Raw genomic sequence first — 24,735 nt, 5'->3', positions numbered from 1 at the left:
GGAGAGGTTCGAAGTGTGGGAAACCGCGTGCTCAGAGGCGGTCGGTGAGCTGGCGGATGAGGGAGTGCTGGCGGCGGACCTGCTCGATGGAGCGCCACGGTTCACGCTCGCCCTCGTACTCGCTCGAGAGGTAACCCGTGTAGCCGGCGTCCTTGAGGGCGCGGAGCACCGGCTCCCACGGGATCTGCTGGTCCTCGAGGTGCTCGTCGATGTCGTGGAACTTGGCCTGGATGAACACGACGTGCTCGGCGATGTCGGCGATGTCGGCCGGGTCGACACCGATGCCGTCGAGGAAGTCGGGGCGCTTGCCCGGCAGCTCGCCCGGGCGCAGCGGGATCGGCCGGTCCTGGAAGATGCCGGTGTCGAGGAGCAGCCCGAAGTGCTTCGTGCCCGTGCGCTTGATGAGCTCGATGTAGTCGTCGACGACCTCGTGCTTGATGGGCGTCGGTGAATGGATCTCCGGGCAGATGATGACGTCGAGCTCTTCGGCGAGCGGGAGGCTCAACTCGACCGCCTCGGTCCAGCTGTGGTGCGGCACGAGGTCGCTCGTGACGACGCCGATCTTCGGGCGCACGAACCTGAAGCCGAGTCGCTTGGCGAGGCGCAGGTCGCGCTGGAGGATCTCGGCGCCCTCGGCCGCGGTGAGGTCGCGGGCCTGCGGTCCGCTCGAGTGGAGGCGCGTGTCGATCCAGGAGCCGTAGTTGGTGGGCTCGAGCGCGTACTTGTCGAGCAGCGCGAACCACTCGTCGACCCACTCGTCGCTCGGGTTCGGGTAGTTCGGGATGTGCCCCTCGCCGAGGATCTCGACGCCGGTCGCGCCGAGGTCGGCGATCGTGCGCAGCGCGGTCTCGAGGTCCATGACCGTGCCGAAGTCGCCCATGTAGCTGTAGAGGGAGACGCCGTACTTGAACTGCGCACCCGCCGCTTCCGGGGCGACGGTGACGTGCTTCGTCACCTGGTAGCGGCTCGGCTGGTGCTCGAGCGGGATGTACGACATGCGCAGACGCAGGTCGACCGAGAGCTCGTGCACGCCGTCCGGCAGGCCGCCCTCGAGCGGAACGGTGATGGTGGCGGGCTCGTCGAGCTGCCAGCGCACATCCTTCGACACCCACAGCTCCTCGAGCGTGTAGGTGTTCCCCTGGAGCGTCCACAGCGGGACGGTCGGTTCGACGTCGACGACGCCGGGGATCCGCACGCCAACCCCGTCGATGAGGGATGCGGCCATGCCGCGGTACGACGGCATGCGGAGCTGGAATTGGAAGCCGGTGACCTTGTCGCCCTCGCGCACGTTGCGGAAGCCGACGGACTGGATGAGGTCTCTCTCGAGAAGCATCGTTGCTCACTCTCTGTGTCTGTGCATCCACTCTACGCACTTATGTCGGTTTTAGTCATAAGAAAGACTGATGTGCACCTTAGGTGCTGCGGATGCGGGCGCAGCGCGGGGCCTCGCCGCCGCGCAGCCGCCTGGCCACCTAGCCGCCATCAACTCAATCGATCCGCAAACCTGGGGCTTGCGCATCCACCTGAGCCTCAGCACCTGCGCAACCCCCAGGTCTGCGCGACGCCCAGGTCCACCCACCCCGCGCCCACGCACCCACAGACCTGGGCCATGCGCACCTGCAGGCACCCCACAGCCTGCACAACCCCAAGTTCTGCGCAGCTCCCCGCCCACGCGCCCACAAACCTGGGGCTTGCGCACGCGAGGGAGGCGCTCCGCCTGCGCAACCCCCAGGTCTGCGCGACGCCGAGCTCCGCACCTCCCGCGCCACCCACCCCCGCGCCTCCACCCACTCCCCGCGCACCTCCGAGCGCAGATGTGGGGGTTGCGCACGTGAATCACCGGATTCACGTGCGCAACCCCCACGTCTGGTCAGCTGGAGCGCGGCTCGCGTCAGGCGAGCGCCTGTACCTCGCGCATGCTGCGGCGGATGAGGGCGTGCTGGCGCTGCACGAGCACCAGCGGGTCGACCTCGCCGAGGTCCGCGAACGCGTGTCCCTCCCACTCGCTTGACATGTAGCCGGAGAAACCTCCGCGCACGAACTCCTCCGTGATCGCGCGGTAGTCAATGGCCGGCTCGTCGCCGTTCTCGTCGATGTCGTAGAACTTGGCATGCACGTGCAGGATCTGCGGCATGATGTCCGACCACTCGCGCACATCCACTCGCCCCTGCATGTTGAACGACAGGTGTGCGAGCGAGCCGAGAATGCCCGGGTTGATGCCGCGGCCCTCGAGGTACGCGATGAACGCCTGCTGGCGCTCGCGCATGGGCACATCGGTGCGCCAGATCTCCTGCAGCTTCGAGGTCGCGGCGTCGTCGAGGCCACGCTTCTTGACGGAGCGCAGCAGTGTCGGCGCCATGCTGTGCATGGTCGACGAGAAGTCGGCGACGAAGCCGAGCAGCGGGGAGTCGAACTCCTCGAAGACCTCGCGCACCTTCACGATCGGCTCGGCGTTCGGCCCGAGGGGTGCGTGGATCTCGTAGCCGAGCTTGAGGTCCAGCCGCTCGGCGATGGGCAGGATGCGTCGCAGCAGCTCCGGCTTCGCGCTCTGGATGCGCACGAGCGGGAAGTCGAGCTTCTTCGCCGACTGCAGCAGCGTCTCGGTGAACTCGAACTCCTCGTCGAGGCTCATGTCGCGGGAGCGGTTGCGCCCCATGTCGAGGTTCGCGCCGAACGAGCTGGCGTCGAAGCCGTACTTGTCGAACGCGCTGCGCCACTTCGTGACGAACTCGTCGGAGACGTGCGGGTAGGTGGGCACCATCTGCGAGGCGACGATCTCGATGCCGGGGCCGACGCCCAGCTCCGCGACGCGAGCCAGGAGGGAGTCGAAGTCGTACCAGCCGGCCGCGAACTCGGCAGTGGCCGAGTAGAGGGTGAGGCCGAGCTTGAACGGGTCGCTTTCGCGCGGCTCGGCGAACTCGCCGAGCGCATCCGCTGCCGATGCCTCGAAGTACGGCGTCGTCGCGGCCTCGGCGGCCTCGCTGGCCACGAGCGTGCGGGTGACGTCGACGTGGTTCGGCACGTAGAGGCCGGGCTCGGAGTCGCTGCCCGGCTTGATCTGCATGTACGGCAGGCGCAGGTCGGCGACGAGGTGGATGCTGTGCTCGCTGCCGTCCGCGATCGGCTCGTCGAGCTCGACGATGAGGCGCGGGCGGTCCTGCAGGAACCACAGCACCTCCGACTGCTCGGCGATCTCGTCGAGGCGGTAGCTCGCGCCGCGGTGCTCGAGGCGGAGCTTCGACGCGTCGATCGGCGTGCCGTCGATCTCGAGCGCGAGGCCCGTGACCGAGGAGAGCCAGACGCTGCGGTACCAGGGCAGCTGCAGACTGAGCGCGGCGCCATCCGGGTGCGGGAAGAGGCTCTGCTCGCTGAGGAGGGTGTCTTGCGTTGCCATGTGAGGTCTCGATTCCTAGTGCTTGAGTCCGCCGGCGAAGCCCTGCATGAACTGCTTCTGCGCGACGAGGTAGAAGATGAGGATCGGCACCATCGAGATGATGACGATAGAGAAGATCTGGTTCCACTGCGAGACGAGCGCGCCGACGTAGTAGTACATCGCCACGGGGAGCGTCTGGAAGTCGGAGCCGCCGAGGAAGATGAGCGACGTGAAGAAGTCGTTCCACACGATGAGGCCGGCGAGGATCGCGACCGTTCCCGTGGCGGGGGCCATGAGCGGCAGGATGATCTGGAAGAACACCTGGGTCGGGCTCGCCCCGTCGAGGGCCGCCGCCTCCTCGTAGTCCGTGCCGAGGCCGCGGAAGAAGTTGGCGTAGAGGAAGATCGCGAGCGGCAGGAGCATGCCGGTGTAGAGCACGATCATGCCCCACAGCGAGCCCGTCAGGCCGAGCGCGCGGGCCCCCATGTAGAGGGGAACCGTGCCGAGCTGCGTGGGCAGGATGATCGCGATGAGGAAGATGTAGTACGACACCTGGGTCCAGCGGCGCGTGCTGCGCGTGATGACGTAACCCGCGAGCGCCCCGAGGATCACCATGCAGAGGATCGTGCCGCCCGTGATGATGATGCTGTTGAGCAGGCCGAGGAGCACGTTCGACTGGCCTGTCGCCGTCATGACGTTGGCGAAGTTCTCGACCGTCCACGTCGCGGGAAGCTCCGTGGCGGAGGTCGAGAAGACCTCCTGGTCGCTCTTGAACGCCGTGATGACGAGGAAGTAGAACGGCAGCAGGAACACGATGGCGACGAGCCAGACCGCGACTTCCCTGATCAGCGTGAACTTGGTGTACCTGAACATGTCAGCGTCCCTTCTCGGGGCGTTCGGCCGTGAGCTTCTGCTGGATGACGGCGAAGATGAGGATGATGACGGTGAGAATGAGCGCGAGCGCGGCGCCGTAGCCGAAGTTGCCGAGCGAGAAGGTCTGCTTGTAGACCTCGGTCGCGAGTGTCTCGGTGGCACCAGCAGGACCGCCGCCCGTGAGGGCCATGACCTGGTCGAAGATGCGCAGGCCGTTCACGAGGCCGAGCGTCGTCGCGATGGCGACGGCCGAGCGGATGGAGGGCAGCGTGATGTACCAGAACCGCTGGAAGAGGCTGGCGCCGTCGATCGCGGCCGCCTCCTCGATCTCCACGGGCACGCTGGCGAGGCCTGCGATGTAGATGACCATCGTGAAGCCCGTGTTCTGCCAGACGATGACGATGAGCACAGCCCAGATCGACCAGTTCGGGTCCGCCAGCCAGGCCTTCTGGTACTCGGCCAGGCCGAGCATCCCGAGGAACGCGTTGAGCGGGCCGTTGAACTCGAAGATGAACTTCCAGATGTAGGCGACCGCGAGGGGGCTCAGCACCACCGGCATGAAGAACAGGGTGCGGAGGATGTAGCGGCTCTTGAGGCCGCGGTTGAGCGCGAGGGCCAGGATGAGGCCAGCGACGTTGGTGAGGATGACCGAGCCGAACGCCAGGAACAGGGTGTTCCCGACGGCGCCGATCTTGGTCGGGTCGGCGAAGATGTCGGCGAAGTTGTCGAAGCCGACGAACGTGAACGAGCCGATGCCAGACCAGTTCGTGAACGCGAAGAAGCCTCCGGCGGCCGTCGCGGCGTAGTGGATGAACGCCACGAGCACGAGCCCGGGCAGCACCCACCACCAGTGGCCGAATTGGAGAAGAGGACGCCCCTTGCGGGGAAGGGCGGCGCTCTTGCCACCCTTCCCCTCGGGCGACTGGTCTTCAGCAGCAGACTCGGTCTTGCCGTCGCTGTGCAGTGTCGCAGTCATGAACTGGTTCCTTTGCTACGTGTCGATCCGGTGGGGTGTGCGTGACCTGGGGGTCAGCTGTCCCAGGCCGCATCCATCGCCGAGAGGACGCCGTCGACCGTGGTCTGACCGGTGAAGAGACCCTGGACGCCCTTCGACAGTTCGTCGTAGACAGCCTGGTTCGGCCAGAGGCTGTTGGGCAGCGGCGTGTAGGAGCCGTCGGTGAGGACCTGCTCGACGCTCGCGTACGGTGAGCCTTCGAACTCGTAGCTCTCGATGCCGGAGACGGGGAGCGCGCCGGACACGTCGGAGAAGAGCTTCGCGCCCTCGTCGCCCGCGACCCAGTCGAGGAACGCCTGCGCGGCTTCCTGCTTCTCGCTGGCCGCGTTGATGGACAGCGAGTAGTTGGAGCTCGCGAGCACGTACGGCTTGCCGCCGTCAGCCGACGGGAAGGGCTCGATGGAGAAGTCGAGGTCTGGGTTCGCCTCGGCGAGCTCGTTGGCGGAGGATCCGGGGAGGAACCCGCCGAGCGAGGTGCCCTGCGTGATGTTGTTGGTGATCACGTCGAAGCCAGCGCCCTCGGCACCTGGCTGGAAGCAGCCAGCATCCTTGAGCTCGATGATCGTCTCGAGGGTGTCCTTCCAGCCCTGCGAGTCGGCGAAGGTGACCTCGCCGGCGGCGCGCTGCTCGTTCCAGTCCGGCGTCTCCGCGTAGACGCGGGTCGCTGAGATCGACATGGCGGTCATGCCCGTGTTGGGCCCGGCGGCACCGGCGATGACGATCATCGACTTGCCCTGGGAGGTCAGGTCGGCGCACTTGCCGATGAGCTCGGCGGTGTCGGCCGGGTAGCTGGTCACGCCCGCAGCCTCGGCGGAGGCGTTGCTGTAGACGAAGCCGGCGACGGTGAAGTCGACGGGCTGCGCGAGCACCTGGTCCTCGTACGTGTAGAGGGCCTCGCTGCCGTCCGGGATGATGCCGGATGCGGTCTCGCCGAGCGGTGCGAGGAAGCCCGCTTCGCCGAGGCTGAGCACAGCCTGACCCTGGCCGGACCCGGGCGCCGTCTGGATGACATCCGGTGCGTTGCCTGCCTGCAGCTGCGTGCGGAGCGTCTCGCCGTAGCGGTCGTTCGGCTGCGGGTTCAACGTGATCTTCACGTCGGGGTTGGCTTCCATGTAGGCGGTCGCGAGCGCCTCGTACGGGTTCTCGAGGTTGTTCGAGGTCGCGTAGGTGAGGGAGAACTCGGTGGCTCCGCCACCTGCGGTGTCGCCGCCGCCGCTTGCGCAACCGGTGAGAGCGAGGACACCGGCAACCGGGAGGGCGAGTGCTGCGCTGAGGCGCATCCGCTGGTTACGGGAGTGAGACATTGTTTGCCTTTCTTGACAGCGTTGTCGAAGATCCTCCGGCTGTGCCGGAGCGTGGGTTCAGTCTGGCAGGCTTGTGCGCAAAACACACATAAGTAGTTGCGATGCTCCGCATAACTGTCGGCCCGGAACCCGCGAGCGCATCACCGAGACGGATATGCTGGCGCCACACCCCTGATCCGGAAGCACAACGACGTGACCACAGAAACACCGCTGTCCAGGCTCGACCTGAACTTGCTCGTCTCGCTCGACGCTCTCCTCACCGAGCGGAGCGTCACCCGCGCCGCCGAACGGCTGCACCTCAGCCAGCCCGCACTCAGCGCATCCCTCGGCAGGCTCCGCACCCACTTCAACGACAAGATCCTCGCCCGCACCGGCAACACGTACGAACTCACACCCCTCGCCGTTCGACTCAGCGAACTCACCGCCACCGCCCTCGACTCCGCCAGGCGCGTCTTCGACAGCCAAGCCGAGTGGAACCCCACCCAGTCGACACGCGAGTTCACGGTGCTCGGCTCCGACTACGGCTTCGCGACCATCGGCGCCGCGGTCTCGAAGCTCGCCGCCGAGACCGCTCCTGGCGTGCGCTTCCGGTTCCGGATGCACAACCCCAGCATCGTCGAGGACGCCATCGCGCAGCTCCGCTCCGTCGACGCCATGATGATCCCCCACGGGTTCCTCAGCGACCTTCCCTACAGCGACGTCTTCACCGACGAATGGCGCATCATCTGCACCGACGACAACCCGCACGTCGGCGAGCACATCACGATGGAGAACATCGCCGAGCTGCCCTGGGTGTTCAACTACCTCTCCCGGTCGGCGTTCACCTCCGCGAGCCGGCAGATCCGCGAACTCGGCATCGAACCCACCGTGGCCGCCGTCGTCGAAGGATTCCACGTCCTCCCCCACTTCGTCGAAGGCACCAACCGGCTCGCACTCATGCAGAAGCGCCTCACCGACGTCCTCATCCCCCGCGAAGGGTTCCGCGTGCTCGCGCCGCCCTTCGACGCGACCCCCATCTCGGCCGCCCTCTGGTGGCACCCCACCCACAACAGCGACCCAGAGCACGCGTGGATGCGGCGCCTCTTCGCGCAGGCCGGCGCCGCCATGCAGGCGGACGCCGGGGCCGCGTAGGTCGGCTCGGCCAGGCTGGCTGCCGCAGCAGTTTCGAGATGGGTTCCGCGCACGCAGATGGGTTGCAAGCCATCCCGAAGCGCCCAAGCCATCCCGAAACTCACGCGACGACAACGCCACCCACCACACCCGTCCACCCCCGACTTCGGGATGTGTAACTCACTTCGCTGCGGCAAGTTCGCCAGCAAGAAGCGAGAAAGCCATCCCGAAACTCGTCAGGCGGCGCCACCCGGTCGACCCCACCGCACCCCATCCCACCGTTTCGGGATGGGATACGCGCACGCAGATGGGTTACAAGTCATCCGCAAGCGCCAAACCCATCCCGAAAAGACGAGGTTGAGTTCGGTCAAGGGCAACCGGTGGGGTCAGCGGGTGAGGAGGAGGGCGTCGCCTTGGCCGCCTCCGCCGCAGAGGGCGACGGCCGCGGTTCCGCCGCCTCGGCGGGCGAGCTCGTGCACGGCGTGGACGACGACTCGGGCACCGGATGCTCCGATCGGGTGGCCGAGGGCGATCGCGCCGCCGTGCGGGTTCACGACTTCGTCGGCGACGCCGAGCTCGGCCCGCGACTGCACGACGACGGCGGCGAAGGCCTCGTTGATCTCGATGTGATCGAGCGACGAAGCCGCGATGCCCTGCTTCTCGCAGACCCGCGCGATCGCTCGTGATGGCTACGACTGCAGCGATGCGTCTGGTCCGGCGACCTGGCCAGCTGCGCCGACGACCGCGAGCACGTCGTAGTCGTGCGCGTCGGCGAACGCGCGAGTCGTGAGAACAACCGCGGACGCACCGTCGGAGATGGGCGAGGCGTTCCCGGCCGTGATCGTCCCGTCCGCGGTGAAGGCGGCGCGCAGCCCGGCAAGCGATTCGGCGGTTGTGGAGGGGCGGATGCCCTCGTCGCGGCTCACCCGGACGGGGTCTCCGCGACGCGCGGGCACGTCGACGGCGACGATCTCGGCGTCGAAGAGCCCAGCCTCCACGGCCGCGGCGGCGCGCTGGTGGGAGCGCGCGGCGACCGCGTCCTGCGCCTCGCGCGTGATGCCGAGGCTCGTGTTGTGCTGCTCGGTGAGGAGGCCCATGCTCTGCCCGGATGCCGCATCCGTCAGCCCGTCGTGCGCCATATGATCGAGCGCCTCGACCGAGCCGTACGCCCAGCCCTTGCGTGAACCGGTGAGCAGGTGCGGCGCCTGGCTCATCGACTCCATGCCGGCCGCGACGACGAGCTGCGCGTCGCCGGTCTTCAGCAGGCGGGCAGCGTCGATGACAGCGGTGAGCCCCGAGAGGCAGACTTTGTTGATGGAGGCGACGTGCGCGGACGCTGGGATGCCCGCGGCGAGCGCCGCCTGGCGTCCGGCGTTCTGCCCGACCCCGGCGGAGAGCACGTGCCCGACGAGGACAGCGTCGACCAGCGACGCGTCGATGCTGCCCTGTGCGAGCGCGCCGCGGATCGCGGCGGCGCCGAGCTGCGGGGCGGTCAGCGTCGAGAGCTGCCCGTTGAGCTTGCCCTGCGGGGTCCGGGCGGCGGCGACGATGACGATGTCGTTCGTGGCCGGAGCTGGGCTCGCGCCGAAGTCTGTGCCGCTCATGCGCTCACGCGTCCTCTCGTTCGTGCCCGCGACGCGGTCCGTGCGCGGGGAACGGGCACGGCGTCGACGGCCGCCCCGATGACGTTGCTGATGTCGCCGATGCGTTCGACGCGCAGCTCGACGACGTCGCCTTCCGCGAGCGGTGGCGGCGTGAGCGAGCCCGCGCGTCCCCACAGCTCGGCGAGGCACCCGCCGTTGCCAGCGGTGCCGGAGCCGAGCACGTCACCCGGCACGACCCGCGAGTTCCGCGACGCGTAGACCAGGAGCTGCGGGAACGACCAGCCCATGTTGGAGAGCAGGTCGCTGCCGATGAGCTCGCCGTTGACGAGCACCTGCAGCTCGAGCTCGAGGAAGCCGTCGGCGTCGTGCGCGTCGGCGAGCTCGTCGGCCGTGACGATCCACGGCCCGAGCGTCGCGGCGAAGTCCTTGCCCTTGCAGGGTCCGAGGCGCACCTTCATCTCGCGCGACTGGATGTCACGCGCCGACCAGTCGTTGAAGACGCTGTAGCCGAAGATGTGGCCGGCCGCGGCTGCCTCGTCGAGGTTCGCCCCGTCGCTGCCGTCCACCGCGCCGGCGATCACGGCGACCTCGAGCTCGAAGTCGAGCCGCTCGGTCACGGGCGGGCGGATGCTCGCCCCGCTGCCCACAAGCGAGTGCGGGTTGGTGAAGTAGAAGGTGGGCGCGTCGTACCACTCGGCGACGACCCCCGAGTCACCGTCGATCGACTTCACGACGCCCTCGACGTGCTCCTCGAACGCGACGAAGTCGCGCACGCTCGGCGCCTCGATGGGGGCGAGCAGCTCGACGTCGGCGAGCGACGGGGCGAGACCGAGGGAACCGTCCGCCCAGGCGCCCTCGATGAGCGAGGCCGCGATCGCGTTGGCGCGGTCGAGACCGAGCCTCGTCGCGCCGAGCACGGTCAACCCGTCGGCGAACGCGAGCAACCGGTCGCCGCCCGCGTGCGCGACGACGACCCCGTCGTGCGTTCGGCCGTCGTGCATCCACCTGGCGTATCTCACCGGGCCGCCTCCACGGTGTTCCAGACGCGGGGCAGCCGCGCGGCGTTGCCGAACAGGATCTGCGCCTCGTCCTCGGCGCCGAGTTCCGCGTCGTGGACACGCTCGACGGGATTCTCAACGCCCATGTCGAAGGGGTAGTCGGAGCCGAGGAGCACACGGTCGGCGCCGACGGCGGCGACGAGGTTCCGCAGCGCGTCGGGCGTGTGCACGAGCGAGTCGAAGCTCAGCTGCCGCAGGTACGTGGACGGCGCGCGCAGGCAGGTGCGCGCCTCGGGCCGCACCTCCCAGGCGTGGTCGGAGCGGCCGATGAACGTCGGCAAGTAGCCGCCGCCGTGCGCCGCGATGAGCACGAGGTTCGGGAAGCGGTCGAGCACGCCACCGAAGATGAGGTGGGAGATCGCGGCCGCGTTCTCGGCGGGCTGGCCAACCGTGTTGGAGAGGTAGAAGCGGTCGAGGCGCTCGTCGAGGCTGCAGCCGAACGGGTGCAGGAACACGATCGCCTCGAGCTCCTCGGCACGGCGCCAGAAGTCGTCGAGGCGCTCGTCGCTGAGCTCCACGTCACCCGCGAACGACGACAGCTCGACGCCGGCGAGCCCGTTGGTCAGCACGGCGTCGTCGAGCAGCTCGACGAGGCGGTGCGGATGCTGCAACGGCACGAGCCCGAGCCCGCGCAGCCGTTTGGGCGCACCGGCCACGTGCTCGGCGATGGCCGCGTTGGCCTCCTTCGCCGCCCAGACGGCGAGCTCCTCGCCCGCCCACGGGTAGTAGTGGCTCGGGGACGGCGAGACGAGCTGCACATCCACGCCCTGCGCATCCATCACCGCGAGGCGCTCTTCGAGCGAGATGAGTTTCGGGAAGCGCGACTTGATCATGGCACCGGATGCGGCGAGGCTCGCCGGCCCGTTGCGCTTGGCCTCGAGCTCGCCGGCGGCGGCGAAGCCCTCGCGGTCGCGGCCCTGCACGGCGCCCTGGAGGGCGGGGAGGAGGAGGTGCGCGTGGACGTCGACGACCTGGCCTGAAGCGCTGGAAGCGTCGGTCGCGTTCACGGCTGCGTCGCTCCCGCCGCTCATGCGGGCACCGCCACGAGCTGCGCAACGCCGCCCATGAGGGCTGGCACGTTGCCGTCGCGCTTGCCGTCGAGTTGCCACTGGCCGAGCGTCGTGGACGCCTCGACGACGTGCGAGGCGCGTGGGATGCGACGGGCGTGGAAGTCGTCCCAGAACTGCTCGTCGAGCTGGTCGCTCTCGAGCAGCATCGTGGCGAGCACGAGCCCGTCTTCTGCGGCCTGGGCCGCGCCCTGCGCGATGGTGGGAGGGCAGCTGTGGGCGGCGTCGCCGATGATGACGACCCGGCCGCGGTTCCACGCATCCGGAACGACGTGCGACGTGAAGAGCGTGTAGTGCACGCGGGCCGACTCGGTGAGCGAGTCGCGGATCTCCTGCCACGGCCCGCCGTAGCTGCCGGCGAGGTCGCGCATGATCTCGACGCTCTCGGCTGGCGTGAGGCCGGTGCGGTCCTGCGCCTTCTCGACGAGGTAGGCGTAGATGCTGTTCTCGCCCGTCGGGCAGTAGCCGGCGATGAAGCAGCGGCCGCCGTAGTAGAGGTCGGTGTGGGTGACCTCGGCGGGGCGCTCCACGAAGGCTCGCCAGATGCCCATGCCCGTGCGCTCCGGCTTGGTCTCGATGCCGATGAGCGATCGGGTCGGCGAGTTGAGGCCGTCGGCGCCGACGACTAGGTCGACGCGCGAGGTGTCACCCGCATCCGTCGTCAGGGTCACCCCGTCGCCGTCCTGCTCGAGGCCGGTAACGGTTGTGCCGTAGTGGATGCGCGCGCCGACTTCGAGGGCACGCTCGGCCAGGATCTTGGCGAGGTCTGGGCGGTACATGCCCGCCGTCGCGGGGTACTCGGGGCCGCCCGTGCGGGTCTCGGTGAGGCTCGCGATGACCGTTCCAGCCGGGTCGGGGGCGCGCATGCTGACCTCGTCGAACGAGTACGACTGCTCCTGGATGCGCTCCCAGATGCCGACCTGGTCGAAGACGCGCAGCGCGTTGCCCTGCAGGGTGATGCCGGAGCCGAGGGCCGTGACCTCGGACTTCGCCTCGTAGACGTCGACCTCGACGCCGCCGTCGGCCAGGATGATCGCCGAGACCATGCCCGCGACTCCGCCTCCCACGATGGCGACCTTGGAAACTGCACTCATGATGGTCCTGCTTTCTGCGTCTGCGTTGACGATGAAGGTGTGCGTGCCGCGCGGCGGGGGTTGCTCAGCGGATGGCGATGGGGTTGACGGGAGACCCGACGGCGCCGGTGATGGGCAGCGGCGGGGCGACGAGGAGGAAGTCGTAGGTGCTGTCGTCGGCGCACGCCTCGGCCAGGGATTCAAGGTCCCACATCTCGCCGATGGTCAGGCCCATGTTGGGGATGACAACCTGGTGGAGCGGTTGGAAGGCGTCGTCGAACTCGTTGGGGCGAACCTCGAAGCCCCACGTGTCGGTGGCAATCGCGGCGATCTCGCTGCGGTGCAGCCAGCCGGCCGTCGTGAACGAGAGCCCCGCGCTCGGGCCGCCCGCGTAGCCGTTCCACCCGTCGCGCTGGGCGCGGGCATAGCGGCCGGTGCGCACGAGCACGATGTCGCCACGGCCGACGGCCGAGGTAGCGCCTTGCGCGTGGATGCACGCCTCGAGGTCTGCGGTGGTGATCGCGTAGCCATCCTCGAGCTCCCCGTTGTCGCGCAGGTGCCTGCCGAGGTCCAGCAGCACGCCGCGGCTCACGATCTCGGCCGCCGCGTGCTCGATGCCCGTCACGAGGTCGCCGTCACTCGTCACGACCTCACCGGCGCGGCGACCGTTCCAGGCGTAGCCGTGGTCGAAGATGTGGCCGAGACCGTCCCATTGCGTGGAGCACTGCAGCGGCATGGCGATGACGTCGTCGGCCCCGCCGAGGCCGTGCGGGAACCCCTGGTTCGCGAGCTGCGCATCCGTGCCCGTGTCGAGCATCGTGTGCACTGGGTTGGTGCGGCGACGCCAGCCCATCTGGGGGCCGTTCATGTCGAACGGCTGCGAGAGCGAGAAGCTGCGGCCCGTGCGCACGAGCTGCGCGGCGTCGCCGCGCTTGGCGTCGTCGATGAAGTTGAGCGTGCCGATGCGGTCGTCGTCGCCCCAGCGACCCCAGTTGCGGTAGGCCTGGGCGGCGCGCGCGACCTCGGTGGTGGGGTCGGTGCGGTCGAGCTCGGCCGGGTGCTCGGTGGGGATGCCCGTGGCTGCGGGGGCTCCCGCTGTCTCCGCTGTTCCTGTCGCGTCGGTGACGGACGTCACGAGGACACCGCTTCCGCGCGAACCTTGGTCGTCTGCGTGCCGAGGCCTTCTATGACGCTCACCATCACGTCGCCATCGCGGAGGAGTCGGCCGTGCACGATGCCGTTGCCGGCGGGGCTGCCCGTGAGCAGGAGGTCGCCGGGGAGGAGCGGCATGTTCTCGGATGCTGCCGAGATGAGCGCGGGGATGTCGAAGAGGAGGTCGTCGGTGACGGCGTCCTGCATCGTGTCGCCGTTGAGCGTGAGCTTGAGCGTGAGTGAGTGCGGGTCGGTCACGAACTGCTCCGGCACGAGGAACGGGCCGGTCGGAAGGAAGCCCGGCGCGTTCTTGCCGCGGTACCAGTCGGTGCCGATCTCCTTCATGTCCTTCCGGAAGATGAGGTCGCGCGTCGAGATGTCGTTGACGATCGTGTAGCCAGCGACGTGGCCGAGGGCATCCTCGCGGGAGACGCGGTGGGCGCGCTTGCCGATGACCACCGCGAGCTCCAGCTCCCAGTCGTGCTGGTCGCTGTAACCGGGCAGCTCGAGCTCGGCGTCGACGCCGGCGACGGCCGTGGGGAGGCCGATGAAGAAGTACGGCTCGCCGTCCCTGGCACGTGCATCCATCATCTCGGCCGCCCATTCGCGCAGCTCCTCGATGGGGCGCGGGTCGTTCTTCGCGCGGCCCGCGGCGACGAGGTCGATGACGTGCGTGCGGTAGTTGGCGCCCGTCTGCAGCACCTGGCGGGGCTCGACGGGGGCTTCGAGGGTGACGTCGTCGAGGGCGAGCCAGGTGCTGTCGTCTCTGTCACTGGACTTCGCGAGCTCGGCGACGCGGTCCCACGAGGTGGGCGCCTCGGCAAGGAAGTCGTTGAGTGAGTCGGCGCCGAGCTCTTCGCTGCTGAGCGGGCGGATGCGGCCGGCCGCGACGAGTCCGAGCTGCGGCTTCCCCTCCCCCACGCTGAAGCGGGCAAGAGCGAAGTCGGCGGTCAGGCCTTCGGACGACGATGTCACGGGTGGTCTCCAATTCACGACGCTTCGGTGCGTTCGTGACATAAGTCAACCGTGTGCCGCCGCATCAGCCAAGCCGGGATGCGTTATCCCGGGCATCAGGGTTGGTGATGGAGCGGTGGGCGCAACGCACCGAAGGTCTTTGCGGCAGCTGAAGACCACCCCGTCGACGTCACCCGACGCGACGGTGAAGATCTCGTGCTGATGTCGAAGAGCGAGTCTCAGGCCCGCGATCAGCTCTTGGAGATCGCCGCGGCGCAGCTCATCGCCGTAGCGACCGACGACCGCGGCTCGCTCGAGCACCGAATGTCGCAGATGTTTCCATGGATGCTGGCGCTCAGCCCAGATGGCCAACGGAAGTGCGCCCACGACCTGCTCGATGCGTCGCGTGCATCCTTCTCTACCGGCCAGGCTCATCTTGCGATTGCCGAGCTCACGGCGTGGAAGGAAACGGCATCGGCACTCGCGGCGGGACTGACCCCAGTTCAAGCCGACTGGCTCGAAGCCGATATCACCGTGGAACGCCCCTAGAAGGTGACGAAAGACACACCAGTCCCCCGCCCGACGAAGAAAGGCGAGTACCGCATCCGATTCGCGACGAACTCGGCAGCCTTCAACGTGACGGTTGCGTCTATGCACGCTGGCAGCACAAGCCAACGCTGCGCGGCGATGCCCGCATCTGGTTCTACGTCGAGGGTGACCTCGTCTACCTGGAGCAAGTCCACACACATCACCCCCACGAGACGAAGTAGGTGCGCCAAGGGGTGCATGGCATGAAGTCAGCTGATCGCCCGCGCGATCGGCAGCCCGCCCCCGTGCGCGGTGAGGCCGCCGTCGACGGCGAGCTCGGCGCCCGTCACGAATGAGGTGGCCGGTGAGAGCAGGCTCGCGATGACGTCGGCAACCTCAGCAGGTGATCCCGTGCGTCCGAGCGGCGTCAGCTCGACGTTGATGTCGCGGAACGCGACCGATGCGCTCGCCGTCATGGGAGTCTCGATGTAGCCGGGGTGCACGATGTTCACGCGGATCCCCCGCGGCCCCAGCTCCATCGCCGCGGTCTTCGTGATGCCGCGCAGCGCCCACTTGCTGGCCGCGTACGCCACGGCATAGTGCGCCGTGACCGCTGCGGCTGAGCCGACGTTGACGATGGATGCGCCGCCCGCCATGAGCGGGGCGAGCGCCCTGATTCCGAGTGCGGGGCCCGTCGCGTTGACGGCGAAGGCCAGCTCGAAGTCCTCGGCGGTGATGTTCTCCATGCGCGCACGTCGCGTGATGCCGGCGGCGTTGACGAGTCCCGCGAGCGCGCCGGCGGCCGCGGTCGAGGCAGCGGCGAGCTCGGCGACAGCCGCCCAGCCCTCCGGGTCGCGGCCGTCGAGAACGACCCGGTGGACGCCCGGTCGCTCGGGTGCATCCGCTGGCCAAGCGAGGTCGGCCGCGATGACCGGGATGCCGTCGGCGATGAGCCGCTCGACGACCGCCGCCCCGATGCCGGACGCGGCGCCCGTGACAACTACGGGCGCACTGCTGGTTTTGTCTGGCACTGGGCTCCTCTCGACGCGCGGCTCTGCGCATCCGCTTCAACCCAAGCAGGGACGGCGGCGCGCGGACAGCGGCAATCGCTGATCCCGCCTATCCACTCCCCGGATGCGGCGGCAAGCATCGAGCACCGTTTCGGGATGAAGAGATCACTTCGTGTTGGGAAACTTTCCAGCACGAAGCGAAAAACCCATCCCGAGACGGAATCGGTGAGCTGCCGAAGAAGGCTGGCCGTGCCTATCGGGTGTTTCGGGATGGGTTCCGCGCTTCGGGATGGGTTGTAAGCCATCCGGAAGCGGAAAGCCATCCCGAAACGAGCAGCGGGAGCGCGGCCCGGGCGGAACGGGCGAAACGGACGCGTGGATATGGGAGCGAAGCGCCCCCCCTACACGCGCTCGAAGACGGCGGCGAGGGCTTGGCCTCCGCCGATGCACATGGTCTCGAGGGCGAGGCTCGCGTCGAGGGCGGGCAGCTCGTTGGCGAGGGTCGCGAGCATCCGGATGCCGGTGGCGCCGATGGGGTGGCCGATCGAGATGCCGGAGCCGCGCGGGTTGAGGCGCGGGTCCTCGGCATCGATGCCCCAGTCGGCGAGGCACGCGAGCACCTGCACGGCGAAGGCCTCGTTGAGTTCGATGACGTCGAGGTCGTCGAGTCCGATGCCTGCACGCGAGAGCGCGAGGTTCGTCGCCGGCACGGGCGCGACGCCGAACAGCCGCGGGTCGTTGCCGGCCACCGCCCACGAGACCAACCGGACCGAAGGGGTCAGCCCAAGCTCAGCGGCCCGCGCTGGTGTCGTCACGATGCAGGCGGCGGCCGCGTCATTCTGGCCGCTCGAGTTGCCGGCGGTCACGGTGGATGCGGGGTCCTTCTTCCCGAGGATCGGCCGCAGGCGGGCGAGGGCCTCGATCGAGGAGTCGGCGCGCGGATGCTCGTCCCGGTCGACGAGCACGTCGCCCTTGCGTCCGGGCACGGTGACGGGCACGAGCTCGGCGTCGAACGCGCCGGACTCCTGGGCGGCGACGGCGCGCTGGTGCGACTGCAGGGCGAAGCGGTCCTGCGCTTCGCGCGAGATGCCGTACTCGGACCGCAGCAGCTCGGCGCTGCCGACGTTCCCGTCTGGGCTCGGGTAGTTGGCGCCGCCGACCGTCTCGCGGCCGCGCGCGAGCGCGTCGTGCAGCATGAGGCCGGCGGGCGGGGTGCCGCGGCGCCCCTGCTCCGTATAGAGAGGAGCGTTCGACATCGACTCCGCGCCGAGGGTGACGACTACGTCGGCGACGCCCGTCTGCACCTCCATGGCGGCGTTCATGACGGCCTGCAGGCCCGAACCGCAGCGGCGGTCGAGCTGGTACCCGGTTGTGGTGATGGGGAAGCCCGCATCCAGCGCCGCCACGCGCCCGAAGGCCGGCGACTCCATGGAGGGGTAGCCCTGCGCGGCGATGACCGAGTCGACCGCATTCACGTCGAGCCCGCTGCGCGCGACGAGCGCCTCGAGGACGGCGACGCCGAGGTCGCGCGCGGAGAGGGGCGCGAGCGAGCCGCCGAGGCGCCCGACCGGCGTGCGCAGGGGCGAGCAGATGACGACCTCGCGCAGCTCGGTCACGCCGAGACCTCCTGCAACGAGTCGGCGACCGTAAACGCGGCTCCGGTCGCATCCCGGACCTCGTCGACCGTCACGCCGGGCGCGAGCTCGATGAGCACGAGTCCCGAGTCCGTCACGTCGAGCACGGCCAGGTCGGTGATGATGCGGTCGATGCAGCCCTTGCCCGTGAGAGGCAGCGTGCACTGCTCGACGATCTTCGGCGAGCCGTCCTTCGCGACGTGCTCCATGACGACGAGCACATGCTCGGCGCCGTTGACGAGGTCCATCGCCCCGCCCATGCCCTTCACCATCTTGCCGGGCACGGCCCAGTTGGCGATGTCTCCCTGCGCCGAGACCTGCATGGCGCCGAGGACGGCGTTGGTGACGCGGCCGCCGCGGATCATGCCGAAGCTCGCCGCCGAGTCGAAGAACGAGGCGCCGGGCAGCACGGTGACGGTCTCCTTGCCCGCGTTGATGAGCTTCGGGTCGGCCTCGCCCTCCCACGGGTACGGACCGACGCCGAGGATGCCGTTCTCGGAATGCAGCACCACCTCGATGCCGTCGTCGATGTAGTTCGGGATGAGCGTCGGCAGCCCGATGCCGAGGTTCACGTACGAGCCGTCCTTGAGCTCCTGGGCGGCGCGGGCGGCCATCTCGTTCCTGGTCAGCGGCATCAGGCGTGTCCCCTCGAGTCGGTGGATGAAGTGGATGCGCCAGCGGCTTCGCGCGGCCGGACGGTGGTCTTCTCGATGGGCAGCTCACCCGCCTGCTCTGCGCTCAGCACGACGACGCGGTCGACGTAGATGCCGGGCAGGTGGATCTCGTCGGGGTCGAGCTCGCCGGGTTCGACGAGGCGGTCGACCTCGGCGATCGTGATGCGCCCGGCCATGCCCGCGAGGGGGTTGAAGTTGCGGGTCGACTTCTCGAAGATCAGGTTGCCGTGGCGGTCGCCGACAGCGGCGCGCACGAGCCCGAAGTCGGTGCTGATGGCGGTCTCGAGCACGTACTCCTTGGCGGCCCCGAACACATCGAAGGGGCGCTGCTCCTTGGGCTCGCTGACGAGGCCGACGGTGCCGTCGGTGTTGTAGCGGATGGGCATCCCGCCTTCCGAGACCATGGTGCCGGCCCCGGTCGCCGTGTAGAAGGCGGGGACGCCGACGCCGCCGGCACGCAGCCGCTCGGCGAGCGTGCCCTGCGGGGTGAGCTCGACCTCGATCTCACCGGACAGGTACTGGCGCGCGAACTCCTTGTTCTCGCCGATGTAGCTGGCGATGACGCGGCGGATGCGCCCCTCCGACAGCAGCTCGCCGAGGCCCCAGCCGTCGACGCCGCAGTTGTTGGAGACGACCTCGAGGCCGTCGACGCCGAGCGCCTGGATGGCGCGGATGAGGGTGATCGGCACGCCGGAGAGGCCGAAGCCTCCGACCGCGAGCGACGATCCCGCCGGGATGTCGGCGACGGCGTCGGCCGCCGAGGCGTAGGTCTTATCCACGTTCTGCTCCTTCGTTGGGGCTGGATGTTTGAGTGTCTGCGGTACCCGCGGCGTCGAGGCCCGCGAAGACCTCCTTGGCGATGCCGAGGGCGCCGTTGGCGGGCGGTAGCCCGGCGTAGAGGGCCGTGTGCAGGATGACTTCGGCGATCTCGGCGCGCGACAGGCCGTTCGTGAGGGCGGCGCGCACGTGCATGCGGATCTCGGCCTCGTGCGACCCGGTGACGAGGCTCGCGAGCGTCGCGATGGACCGCTCGCGGCGGGACAGCTCGTCTCGCGCCCAGATCTCGCCCCACGCGTAGCGGGTGATGAAGTCCTGGAACGGCGCCGTCTCTGCGGTCGTGCCGGCGACGGCCCGGTCGACGTGCGCGTCGCCGAGCACCTCGCGGCGCACGCGCATCCCTTGCTCGTGCGCAGCAGCCTGCGTCGACTGGCCCTGCGAGGCGGATGCGCGCAGGTGCGTCGTGAGGAGGCGGGCTGCGGCGTCCGGGTCTTCCAGCGCGGCCAGGTGGGCGGTGCCCGCGATGGTCGAGTGGTAGCCGTTCGGGATGCGCTCGGTGAGCCCCTGCATCGCCTCGGGTGTCGTGACGACGTCGTGTTCGCCGCTCACGACGAGGGTCGGGGCGCGCAGCGAGCCGAGCAACGCGGTGCGGTCGAAGGCGGCGAGCGCCTCGTTGCAGCGCGCGTACGACTCATCGTCGATGTCGATGAGCGTCGAGAGCGACCGCGCGGCGGCCGAGAGGGGGTTCTGCTCGAGGAATCCCGGCGCGAACCAGCGCTCGGCGCTGCCCGTGACGAGCGACGCGGTACCGGATGCGCGCACCGCCGCCGCGCGCTGCTCCCAGCCCTCGGAGGTGCCGATCTTCGAGTCCGTGCAGAAGAGGGCGAGGCTCTTCACGCGCTCGGGATGTGCGAGGGCCAGCTCGAGCGCGACGGCCCCGCCCAGCGAGAGCCCGGCGAGGTGGAACGCACCGCCGCCGGCTTCCTCGACGACGTCGAGCACCGCATCCGCCAGCTCGGCGATCGTGAACGGCTCGGCCGTGGCGGGACTGGAGCCGTGGCCGGGGAGGTCGAGGCGCAGGATGCGCAGCGTGCTGCCCGGCATCGAGGCGCGGAAGGCCGCGACGGTGCCGTCCCAGAGCGCCATAGTCGTGCCGAGCGATGGGAGCATGACCAGCAGCTCGTTCTGCGACGCGGGCTGGGTGCCGGGGGCGAAGGCACCCCTGAGGCGTGGGATCGTCATGCCGTCTCCTCGCTGTTCGTGTCGTCGTCGGTGTCACCGTCGTGGTCGTTGGCCGATTCCCGGTACAGGAACCGGCTGATGGCGGCATTCACGACCCGGTTGGCTGCCTGCAGCGTGACCTGGTCGGCGCCCGCGACGGCGGAGTCGGCGAGGTGGTGGCGTGCCGTCTCCCGCTCGACCGTGACGAGGTCGAGGGACGCGGCAAGCCGCCTGGCGGAGACGCTGGCGAGCTCGAGGAGGCGGCGCAGCGCATCCCATTCGGCGTGCCATTCGCCGGCCGGTCGCTCGTCCTGTGAGACCGCAGCGGACGCGACTGTCGCGAGCAGGCCGGGCGCCTGGAGGGCGTTCGAGACGACCACGATGGGAGCGACGGGGTTCTGCTTGTGGGGCATGGCGGACGACGTGCCGCCGCCGCCGAGCGAGAGCTCGCCGACGCGCTCGCCGGAGGCGGTGACGAGGTCGCGGCCGATGCGGCCAAGCGCTGTGCACACGGCCGTGGCGGCGCTGGCGACGGCGAGCACGGGGGTGCGCTCGGCGTGCCAGGAGCGGCGAGGGTCGTCGAGGCCGAGGCCGGCGGCGAGGTGCGCTCGCAGGATGCTGGTGGTCTGCGCGCCGGACCCGAGCCGGTCTGCCGCCTCGCCGGTTCCGACCGCTCCCCCGAACTGCATAGGGAAGGTGAGGCCGTCGATGGCGGCGATGGCGGAGGTGACGCCGTCGAGCCAGCCCGCGAACTGCGCGCCGAGCGTGCTAGCGGCTGCCTGCCGGCCGAGGGTGTAGGCGACGCGGGGCGAGCGGCGTTCGGCGTCGGCGAGGCCTTGGAGGCGGGTGCCCGCGGCGACCAGGTCGGAGCGCACGGCCGTGAGCGCGTCGCGCGCGTGCAGCATGCTGGCGGAGTCGACGATGTCCTGGCTCGTCGCGCCGGCGTGCAGGCGCCGGGCCTCGACACCGGCGGAGGCGAGGGATGCGCGCAGCTGGCGCACGAGCTCCGGCACGATGACGCCGTCGGCTTCGATGCCGTCGCGCAGCGCAGCGGCGTCGAGGTCGACGGCTTCGACGGCCGTCGCGGCCGCGCTGGCGTCGCGCGACTCGAGGGAGGCCCAGGCGCGCAGCAGCTCGGCCTCGACGACGAGCATGCCCCGAACGAGGCCGCCGAACTCGTCGGATGCCGGCCCACCGGTGCCCGTCCCGCGGGTCCCTGACCCGCGAGCATCCGCCTGGCGGGAGCCTGCCTCGCCCGCGCTCACAGTTCCTGCCCGAAGTCGAAGAACACGGTCTCGCCGTCACCCTGGAGGCGGATGTCGAAGCGGTAGCTGCCTGGCGCATCCGGGGTCGCGATGAGGGTCGCGCGGCGCTCGGGGGCGAGGCCCGCGAGCACGGCGTCTGCCTCGTTCTCCGTCGACTGGTCCCCGAAGTAGGCGCGGGTGAAGAGGTGGTGGAGGAGGCCGCGCGCGAAGATCGTGACGAGCAGGTAGGGCGCGGCGCCCGCATCCCGTCGTCCTGGCTTGATGGTCGTGAACGAGTAGTGGCCGTCGCGGTCGGCGGGGGTGCGTCCGAAGCCCGTGAACGTGTAGCCGTCGCGCTCGAGGCTGCCGCGCTGCGCGACCGGCTGGCCGTCGGCGTCGAGACCCCAGAGCTCGAGGATCGAATCCGGAACCGTCTCGCCCGCTCCGTCGGTGACGGTGCCGTGCAGGCGGATCGAGTCGGGTCGCCAGGGTGCGGCGATCTCGCCGCCGCGCTCGTAGGGCAGGGCGTAGCCGTAGAAGGGGCCGACGGTCTGCGACGGGGTCTGGCCGAGCGGCGTAGGAGTTGTTGCTTCAGGCATGGTCGACGTCCTCCGGTTCCATCCACGTGGACTTCGAGCCGGTGAGCACGATGTCCCACTTGTAGCCGATCGCCCACTCGTGCTCGCTGACGTCGTGGTCGTAGTTCGCGACGAGTCTCGCGCGCGCGGCGGGGTCGACGATGGACTGGTAGATGGGGTCGAGCGCGAAGAGCGGGTCGCCGGGGAAGTACATCTGCGTGATGAGGCGCTGCGTGAACTGCGTGCCGAAGAGGGAGAAGTGGATGTGCGCGGGCCGCCACGCGTTGCGGTGGTTCTTCCACGGGTATGCACCGGGCTTGATGGTGGTGAGGCGGTACTCGCCGTTGTCGCCCGTGATGATGCGGCCGACGCCCGTGAAGTTCGGGTCGAGGGGGGCGGGGTGCTGGTCGCGTTTGTGCACGTAGCGTCCGGCGGCGTTGGCCTGCCAGATCTCGACGAGCTGGCCGCGCACGGGGCGGCCGTCTCCGTCGAGGATGCGGCCGGAGACGATGATGCGCTCGCCGATGGGTTCGCCGTTGTGCTGGATGGTGAGGTCGGATTCCTCAGCCGCGACGTCCGTGTGCCCGAAGGCGGGCGAGACGAGTTCGATCTCCTCGGGGTCGGCGCGCACGAGCTGGTGCGTGGGGTGGCGGAGCGCGACGGAGCGGTAGGGGGCGAAGTCGCGCAGCGGGTGGCTGCGGGCATCGTCGGCGTGGGCCGCGTGGGCGTCGGCGATCTGCTGCGAGATGCGCGCCTGGCTGACGAGCGAGTCGACGGGCCCGTCGAGCGTCTCGTGTCGTTCCTGTCCGGTGCTCATCGTGCATCCACGAACGGGAGGCCGGCGTACTGCTCGGCGAGGCTGACCTGGGCGGCGTGCGAGGAGGTGACGTAGCGGATCTGCCCGAGCTGCCGTTGGAAGTCGAAGGCGCTCTGCTCGGCGGAGCCGTCGGCGGGGTGCACGTGGAGCATGTCGGTCATCCACTGCGAGAAGTGCTGCACCTTCCACTGCCGGTCGAGGGCCTTGTCGCTGTACTGCTCGAGGCCCGTGTCGTCGCCGGCGTAGTGGGCTTGGAGGGCTTCGGCGAGGAGGGCGACGTCGGCGATGGCCGAGTTGAGGCCTTTCGCGCCAGTTGGTGGCACGATGTGGCCTGCGTCGCCGACGAGGTAGAGGCGGCCGTAGTTGAGTGTGGAGACGACGAAGCTGCGCATGGGCAGGATCGACTTCTCGGTGATGGGGCCTTCGGTGAGGGTCCAGCCTTCGGTGCCGAGGCGCGTCTGAAGGGCGGCCCAGATGCGTTCGTCGCTCCAGTTGGCGATGTCGTCGTCGGGGCTGACCTGCAGGTAAAGGCGGGAGACGGTGGTGGAGCGCATGGAGTGCATGGCGAAGCCGTCGCGGTGGAGGGCGTAGATGAGGTCGTCGGTGGAGGGGGCGACGTCGGCGAGGATGCCGAGCCACGCGAAGTCGTAGACGCGTTCGGCGACGTCGAGGGTGCCTTCGGGGAAGGTGCGGCGGCAGACGCCGTGGTAGCCGTCGGCGCCGATGATGTAGTCGCAGTCGAGGGTGATGCGCTCGCCGTTCGGGGCCGTGTAGGCGAGGCAGGCGCGGTCGCCGTCGTGCGTCGATTCGATCTGGGTCGGCTGCACGTCGGTGGCTTCGAAGATGAGCTGCGAGCCGATGCGTTCGTGTTCGGCGACGAGGTGGTGGACGAGCGCCTGCTGGCCGTAGACGGTGACGGTGCGGCCGGTGAGCTCGGCGAAGTCGATGTGGTGGCGCTCCCCCTCGTGCTGGAGGTAGATGCCGTGGTGGGTGAGGCCGTTGGCTTTGAGGTCGGCGTCGAGGCCGAACTTGGCGAGGAGGTCGACGGAGTCCTGTTCGAGTACGCCGGCGCGGATGCGGCCGAGCACGTACTCCTTGTCGCGCGCTTCGAGGATGCGGTAGTCGATGCCCGCCTGGCCCAGGATGTGCCCGAGCAGCAGCCCTGCGGGTCCGGCTCCGATGATCGCCACCTGCGTGGACTGGCGCACGCCGGTGTCCGCGCTCTGGGCGGCCTGGCTGGGGCTCTCGTCGCTCGTCATCGAACGCCTCTCGTCGTTGGGAAGGATGAGACGAGTGTGCGTGGCGGGCGGATGCGGTGGGCGGAGGTTTCCGCTGAGTGGAAGTTTCGAGAAGGCGCAAGGGCGGGCGGATGGCGAGAACGAGGCGTCTTTCATGCCGGCTCAGCGCTGTCGCAAAACCGACGGCGGCTACGCGTTTTCGTCGCCGAAGTTGTGACACATAGTTTTGAGAATCGAGCCGCGCGGACCCGCGCGGAATCTGGGCCGGGGGACACTCCAGGGGTGAGACGTCTCGAAACCCTAGGGCGGTTTCTGTCGGTCGTTGCAACACCCCGATGAGTAAGGGGTGGGCGGATGCCAGCGAGCGGTGCTGCGCGGGAGCGCGAGCGAAAGTTCTGGGAGCTGATGCGGGAGGGGCGATCTTCGTCAGC

Annotated in this window: 21 protein-coding genes and 1 pseudogene; 2 read left to right on the top strand and 20 right to left on the bottom strand. The window is 69.3% G+C overall.

The genetic code is table 11. The features are described from left to right. Positions 1-31: 31 nt before the first annotated feature. The 5 genes from ABVF28_RS16400 to ABVF28_RS16380 all read right to left on the bottom strand — a co-directional run bounded on the left by ABVF28_RS16400 (position 32) and on the right by ABVF28_RS16380 (position 6,565). Entirely contained in the window at positions 32-1,333 is a 1,302-nt protein-coding gene (locus ABVF28_RS16400) for a DUF6379 domain-containing protein (RefSeq protein WP_371031347.1), read from the bottom strand. Positions 1,334-1,891: 558 nt separating this feature from the next. Further along, on the bottom strand, positions 1,892-3,394 hold the full coding sequence (locus ABVF28_RS16395; RefSeq protein WP_371031346.1) for a DUF6379 domain-containing protein: 1,503 nt from the start codon (positions 3,392-3,394) through the stop codon (positions 1,892-1,894). Positions 3,395-3,409: 15 nt separating this feature from the next. Next, positions 3,410-4,246 (bottom strand): carbohydrate ABC transporter permease, encoded by an 837-nt coding sequence (locus ABVF28_RS16390; RefSeq protein WP_104252034.1) that lies wholly within the window; start codon positions 4,244-4,246, stop codon positions 3,410-3,412. Position 4,247: 1 nt separating this feature from the next. Next, on the bottom strand, positions 4,248-5,222 hold the full coding sequence (locus tag ABVF28_RS16385; RefSeq protein ID WP_371031345.1) for a carbohydrate ABC transporter permease: 975 nt from the start codon (positions 5,220-5,222) through the stop codon (positions 4,248-4,250). 53 nt (positions 5,223-5,275) lie between these two features. After that, positions 5,276-6,565, bottom strand: a complete 1,290-nt coding sequence (locus ABVF28_RS16380; RefSeq protein ID WP_371031344.1) for an ABC transporter substrate-binding protein — start codon at positions 6,563-6,565, stop codon at positions 5,276-5,278. Positions 6,566-6,757: 192 nt separating this feature from the next. Here ABVF28_RS16380 and ABVF28_RS16375 point away from each other — a divergent pair, with 192 nt between their 5' ends. Next, complete coding sequence (locus ABVF28_RS16375) at positions 6,758-7,696, top strand: LysR family transcriptional regulator (protein WP_371031343.1); 939 nt, start codon at positions 6,758-6,760, stop codon at positions 7,694-7,696. 365 nt (positions 7,697-8,061) lie between these two features. On the opposite strand, the pseudogene ABVF28_RS16370 reads toward ABVF28_RS16375, so the two are convergent. The 6 genes and pseudogenes from ABVF28_RS16370 to ABVF28_RS16345 form a co-directional block, all read right to left on the bottom strand. Then, positions 8,062-9,279: pseudogene (locus ABVF28_RS16370) on the bottom strand (acetyl-CoA C-acetyltransferase). Next, positions 9,276-10,280, bottom strand: a complete 1,005-nt coding sequence (locus ABVF28_RS16365; RefSeq protein WP_371031342.1) for a fumarylacetoacetate hydrolase family protein — start codon at positions 10,278-10,280, stop codon at positions 9,276-9,278. The pseudogene ABVF28_RS16370 and the gene ABVF28_RS16365 overlap by 4 nt, the downstream one beginning before the upstream one ends. Before the next feature lie 14 nt (positions 10,281-10,294). Then, positions 10,295-11,368: an amidohydrolase family protein gene (locus tag ABVF28_RS16360; RefSeq protein WP_371031341.1), complete on the bottom strand. Its 1,074-nt coding sequence runs from the start codon at positions 11,366-11,368 to the stop codon at positions 10,295-10,297. Further along, on the bottom strand, positions 11,365-12,498 hold the full coding sequence (locus ABVF28_RS16355; RefSeq protein ID WP_371031340.1) for an FAD-dependent oxidoreductase: 1,134 nt from the start codon (positions 12,496-12,498) through the stop codon (positions 11,365-11,367). The genes ABVF28_RS16360 and ABVF28_RS16355 overlap by 4 nt, the downstream gene beginning before the upstream one ends. 64 nt (positions 12,499-12,562) lie before the next feature. Continuing rightward, positions 12,563-13,549 carry a cyclase family protein gene (locus tag ABVF28_RS16350; protein ID WP_371031353.1) on the bottom strand — a complete coding sequence of 329 codons (987 nt, stop codon included), beginning with the start codon at positions 13,547-13,549 and terminating at the stop codon, positions 12,563-12,565. A gap of 59 nt (positions 13,550-13,608) precedes the next feature. Beyond that, positions 13,609-14,604, bottom strand: a complete 996-nt coding sequence (locus ABVF28_RS16345; protein ID WP_371031339.1) for a fumarylacetoacetate hydrolase family protein — start codon at positions 14,602-14,604, stop codon at positions 13,609-13,611. A gap of 201 nt (positions 14,605-14,805) precedes the next feature. Here ABVF28_RS16345 and ABVF28_RS16340 point away from each other — a divergent pair, with 201 nt between their 5' ends. Then, positions 14,806-15,132 carry a prevent-host-death protein gene (locus ABVF28_RS16340; RefSeq protein WP_371031338.1) on the top strand — a complete coding sequence of 109 codons (327 nt, stop codon included), beginning with the start codon at positions 14,806-14,808 and terminating at the stop codon, positions 15,130-15,132. 248 nt (positions 15,133-15,380) lie between these two features. Here ABVF28_RS16340 and ABVF28_RS16335 read toward each other — a convergent pair whose 3' ends face one another. From ABVF28_RS16335 to ABVF28_RS16295, 9 genes are all read right to left on the bottom strand, one after another. Then, positions 15,381-16,142 carry an SDR family NAD(P)-dependent oxidoreductase gene (locus ABVF28_RS16335; RefSeq protein WP_371031337.1) on the bottom strand — a complete coding sequence of 254 codons (762 nt, stop codon included), beginning with the start codon at positions 16,140-16,142 and terminating at the stop codon, positions 15,381-15,383. A gap of 380 nt (positions 16,143-16,522) precedes the next feature. Then, positions 16,523-17,737, bottom strand: coding sequence for an acetyl-CoA C-acetyltransferase (locus ABVF28_RS16330; RefSeq protein ID WP_371031336.1), 1,215 nt, complete (start codon positions 17,735-17,737; stop codon positions 16,523-16,525). Next, positions 17,734-18,390, bottom strand: coding sequence for a CoA transferase subunit B (locus ABVF28_RS16325; protein ID WP_104252018.1), 657 nt, complete (start codon positions 18,388-18,390; stop codon positions 17,734-17,736). Before ABVF28_RS16325 ends, ABVF28_RS16330 begins: the two co-directional genes overlap by 4 nt. After that, complete coding sequence (locus ABVF28_RS16320) at positions 18,390-19,208, bottom strand: CoA transferase subunit A (RefSeq protein ID WP_104252017.1); 819 nt, start codon at positions 19,206-19,208, stop codon at positions 18,390-18,392. The genes ABVF28_RS16325 and ABVF28_RS16320 overlap by 1 nt, the downstream gene beginning before the upstream one ends. After that, positions 19,201-20,448 carry a 4-carboxymuconolactone decarboxylase gene (gene pcaC, locus ABVF28_RS16315; RefSeq protein WP_371031335.1) on the bottom strand — a complete coding sequence of 416 codons (1,248 nt, stop codon included), beginning with the start codon at positions 20,446-20,448 and terminating at the stop codon, positions 19,201-19,203. The genes ABVF28_RS16320 and pcaC overlap by 8 nt, the downstream gene beginning before the upstream one ends. Further along, positions 20,445-21,692: a lyase family protein gene (locus tag ABVF28_RS16310; RefSeq protein ID WP_371031334.1), complete on the bottom strand. Its 1,248-nt coding sequence runs from the start codon at positions 21,690-21,692 to the stop codon at positions 20,445-20,447. The genes pcaC and ABVF28_RS16310 overlap by 4 nt, the downstream gene beginning before the upstream one ends. Then, complete coding sequence (gene pcaG / locus ABVF28_RS16305) at positions 21,689-22,270, bottom strand: protocatechuate 3,4-dioxygenase subunit alpha (RefSeq protein ID WP_371031333.1); 582 nt, start codon at positions 22,268-22,270, stop codon at positions 21,689-21,691. Before pcaG ends, ABVF28_RS16310 begins: the two co-directional genes overlap by 4 nt. Beyond that, the gene (gene pcaH / locus ABVF28_RS16300; protein ID WP_371031332.1) at positions 22,263-23,066 is read right to left on the bottom strand and encodes a protocatechuate 3,4-dioxygenase subunit beta; all 804 of its coding nucleotides are present in this window, start codon (positions 23,064-23,066) and stop codon (positions 22,263-22,265) included. The genes pcaG and pcaH overlap by 8 nt, the downstream gene beginning before the upstream one ends. Further along, positions 23,063-24,325 (bottom strand): 4-hydroxybenzoate 3-monooxygenase, encoded by a 1,263-nt coding sequence (locus ABVF28_RS16295; RefSeq protein ID WP_371031331.1) that lies wholly within the window; start codon positions 24,323-24,325, stop codon positions 23,063-23,065. Before ABVF28_RS16295 ends, pcaH begins: the two co-directional genes overlap by 4 nt. Positions 24,326-24,735 lie beyond the last annotated feature (410 nt).

Origin of the sequence: Pseudoclavibacter sp. JSM 162008, from assembly GCF_041366455.1 — a bacterium.
In the GTDB taxonomy this organism is placed as follows: domain Bacteria; phylum Actinomycetota; class Actinomycetes; order Actinomycetales; family Microbacteriaceae; genus Pseudoclavibacter.
This window is presented reverse-complemented; position numbering and strand designations above follow the sequence as displayed.

Bases quoted from the DNA above. Each gene is read 5' to 3' on its own strand.
- ABVF28_RS16365 (WP_371031342.1), bottom strand. From the start codon at position 10,280: ATGCACGACGGCCGAACGCACGACGGGGTCGTCGTCGCGCACGCGGGC.
- ABVF28_RS16355 (WP_371031340.1), bottom strand. From the start codon at position 12,498: ATGAGTGCAGTTTCCAAGGTCGCCATCGTGGGAGGCGGAGTCGCGGGC.
- ABVF28_RS16385 (WP_371031345.1), bottom strand. From the start codon at position 5,222: ATGACTGCGACACTGCACAGCGACGGCAAGACCGAGTCTGCTGCTGAA.
- ABVF28_RS16380 (WP_371031344.1), bottom strand. From the start codon at position 6,565: ATGTCTCACTCCCGTAACCAGCGGATGCGCCTCAGCGCAGCACTCGCC.
- ABVF28_RS16395 (WP_371031346.1), bottom strand. From the start codon at position 3,394: ATGGCAACGCAAGACACCCTCCTCAGCGAGCAGAGCCTCTTCCCGCAC.
- ABVF28_RS16390 (WP_104252034.1), bottom strand. From the start codon at position 4,246: ATGTTCAGGTACACCAAGTTCACGCTGATCAGGGAAGTCGCGGTCTGG.
- pcaG (WP_371031333.1), bottom strand. From the start codon at position 22,270: ATGCCTGAAGCAACAACTCCTACGCCGCTCGGCCAGACCCCGTCGCAG.
- ABVF28_RS16360 (WP_371031341.1), bottom strand. From the start codon at position 11,368: ATGAGCGGCGGGAGCGACGCAGCCGTGAACGCGACCGACGCTTCCAGC.
- ABVF28_RS16400 (WP_371031347.1), bottom strand. From the start codon at position 1,333: ATGCTTCTCGAGAGAGACCTCATCCAGTCCGTCGGCTTCCGCAACGTG.
- ABVF28_RS16295 (WP_371031331.1), bottom strand. From the start codon at position 24,325: ATGACGAGCGACGAGAGCCCCAGCCAGGCCGCCCAGAGCGCGGACACC.
- pcaH (WP_371031332.1), bottom strand. From the start codon at position 23,066: ATGAGCACCGGACAGGAACGACACGAGACGCTCGACGGGCCCGTCGAC.
- ABVF28_RS16340 (WP_371031338.1), top strand. From the start codon at position 14,806: ATGTCGAAGAGCGAGTCTCAGGCCCGCGATCAGCTCTTGGAGATCGCC.
- ABVF28_RS16325 (WP_104252018.1), bottom strand. From the start codon at position 18,390: ATGCCGCTGACCAGGAACGAGATGGCCGCCCGCGCCGCCCAGGAGCTC.
- pcaC (WP_371031335.1), bottom strand. From the start codon at position 20,448: ATGACGATCCCACGCCTCAGGGGTGCCTTCGCCCCCGGCACCCAGCCC.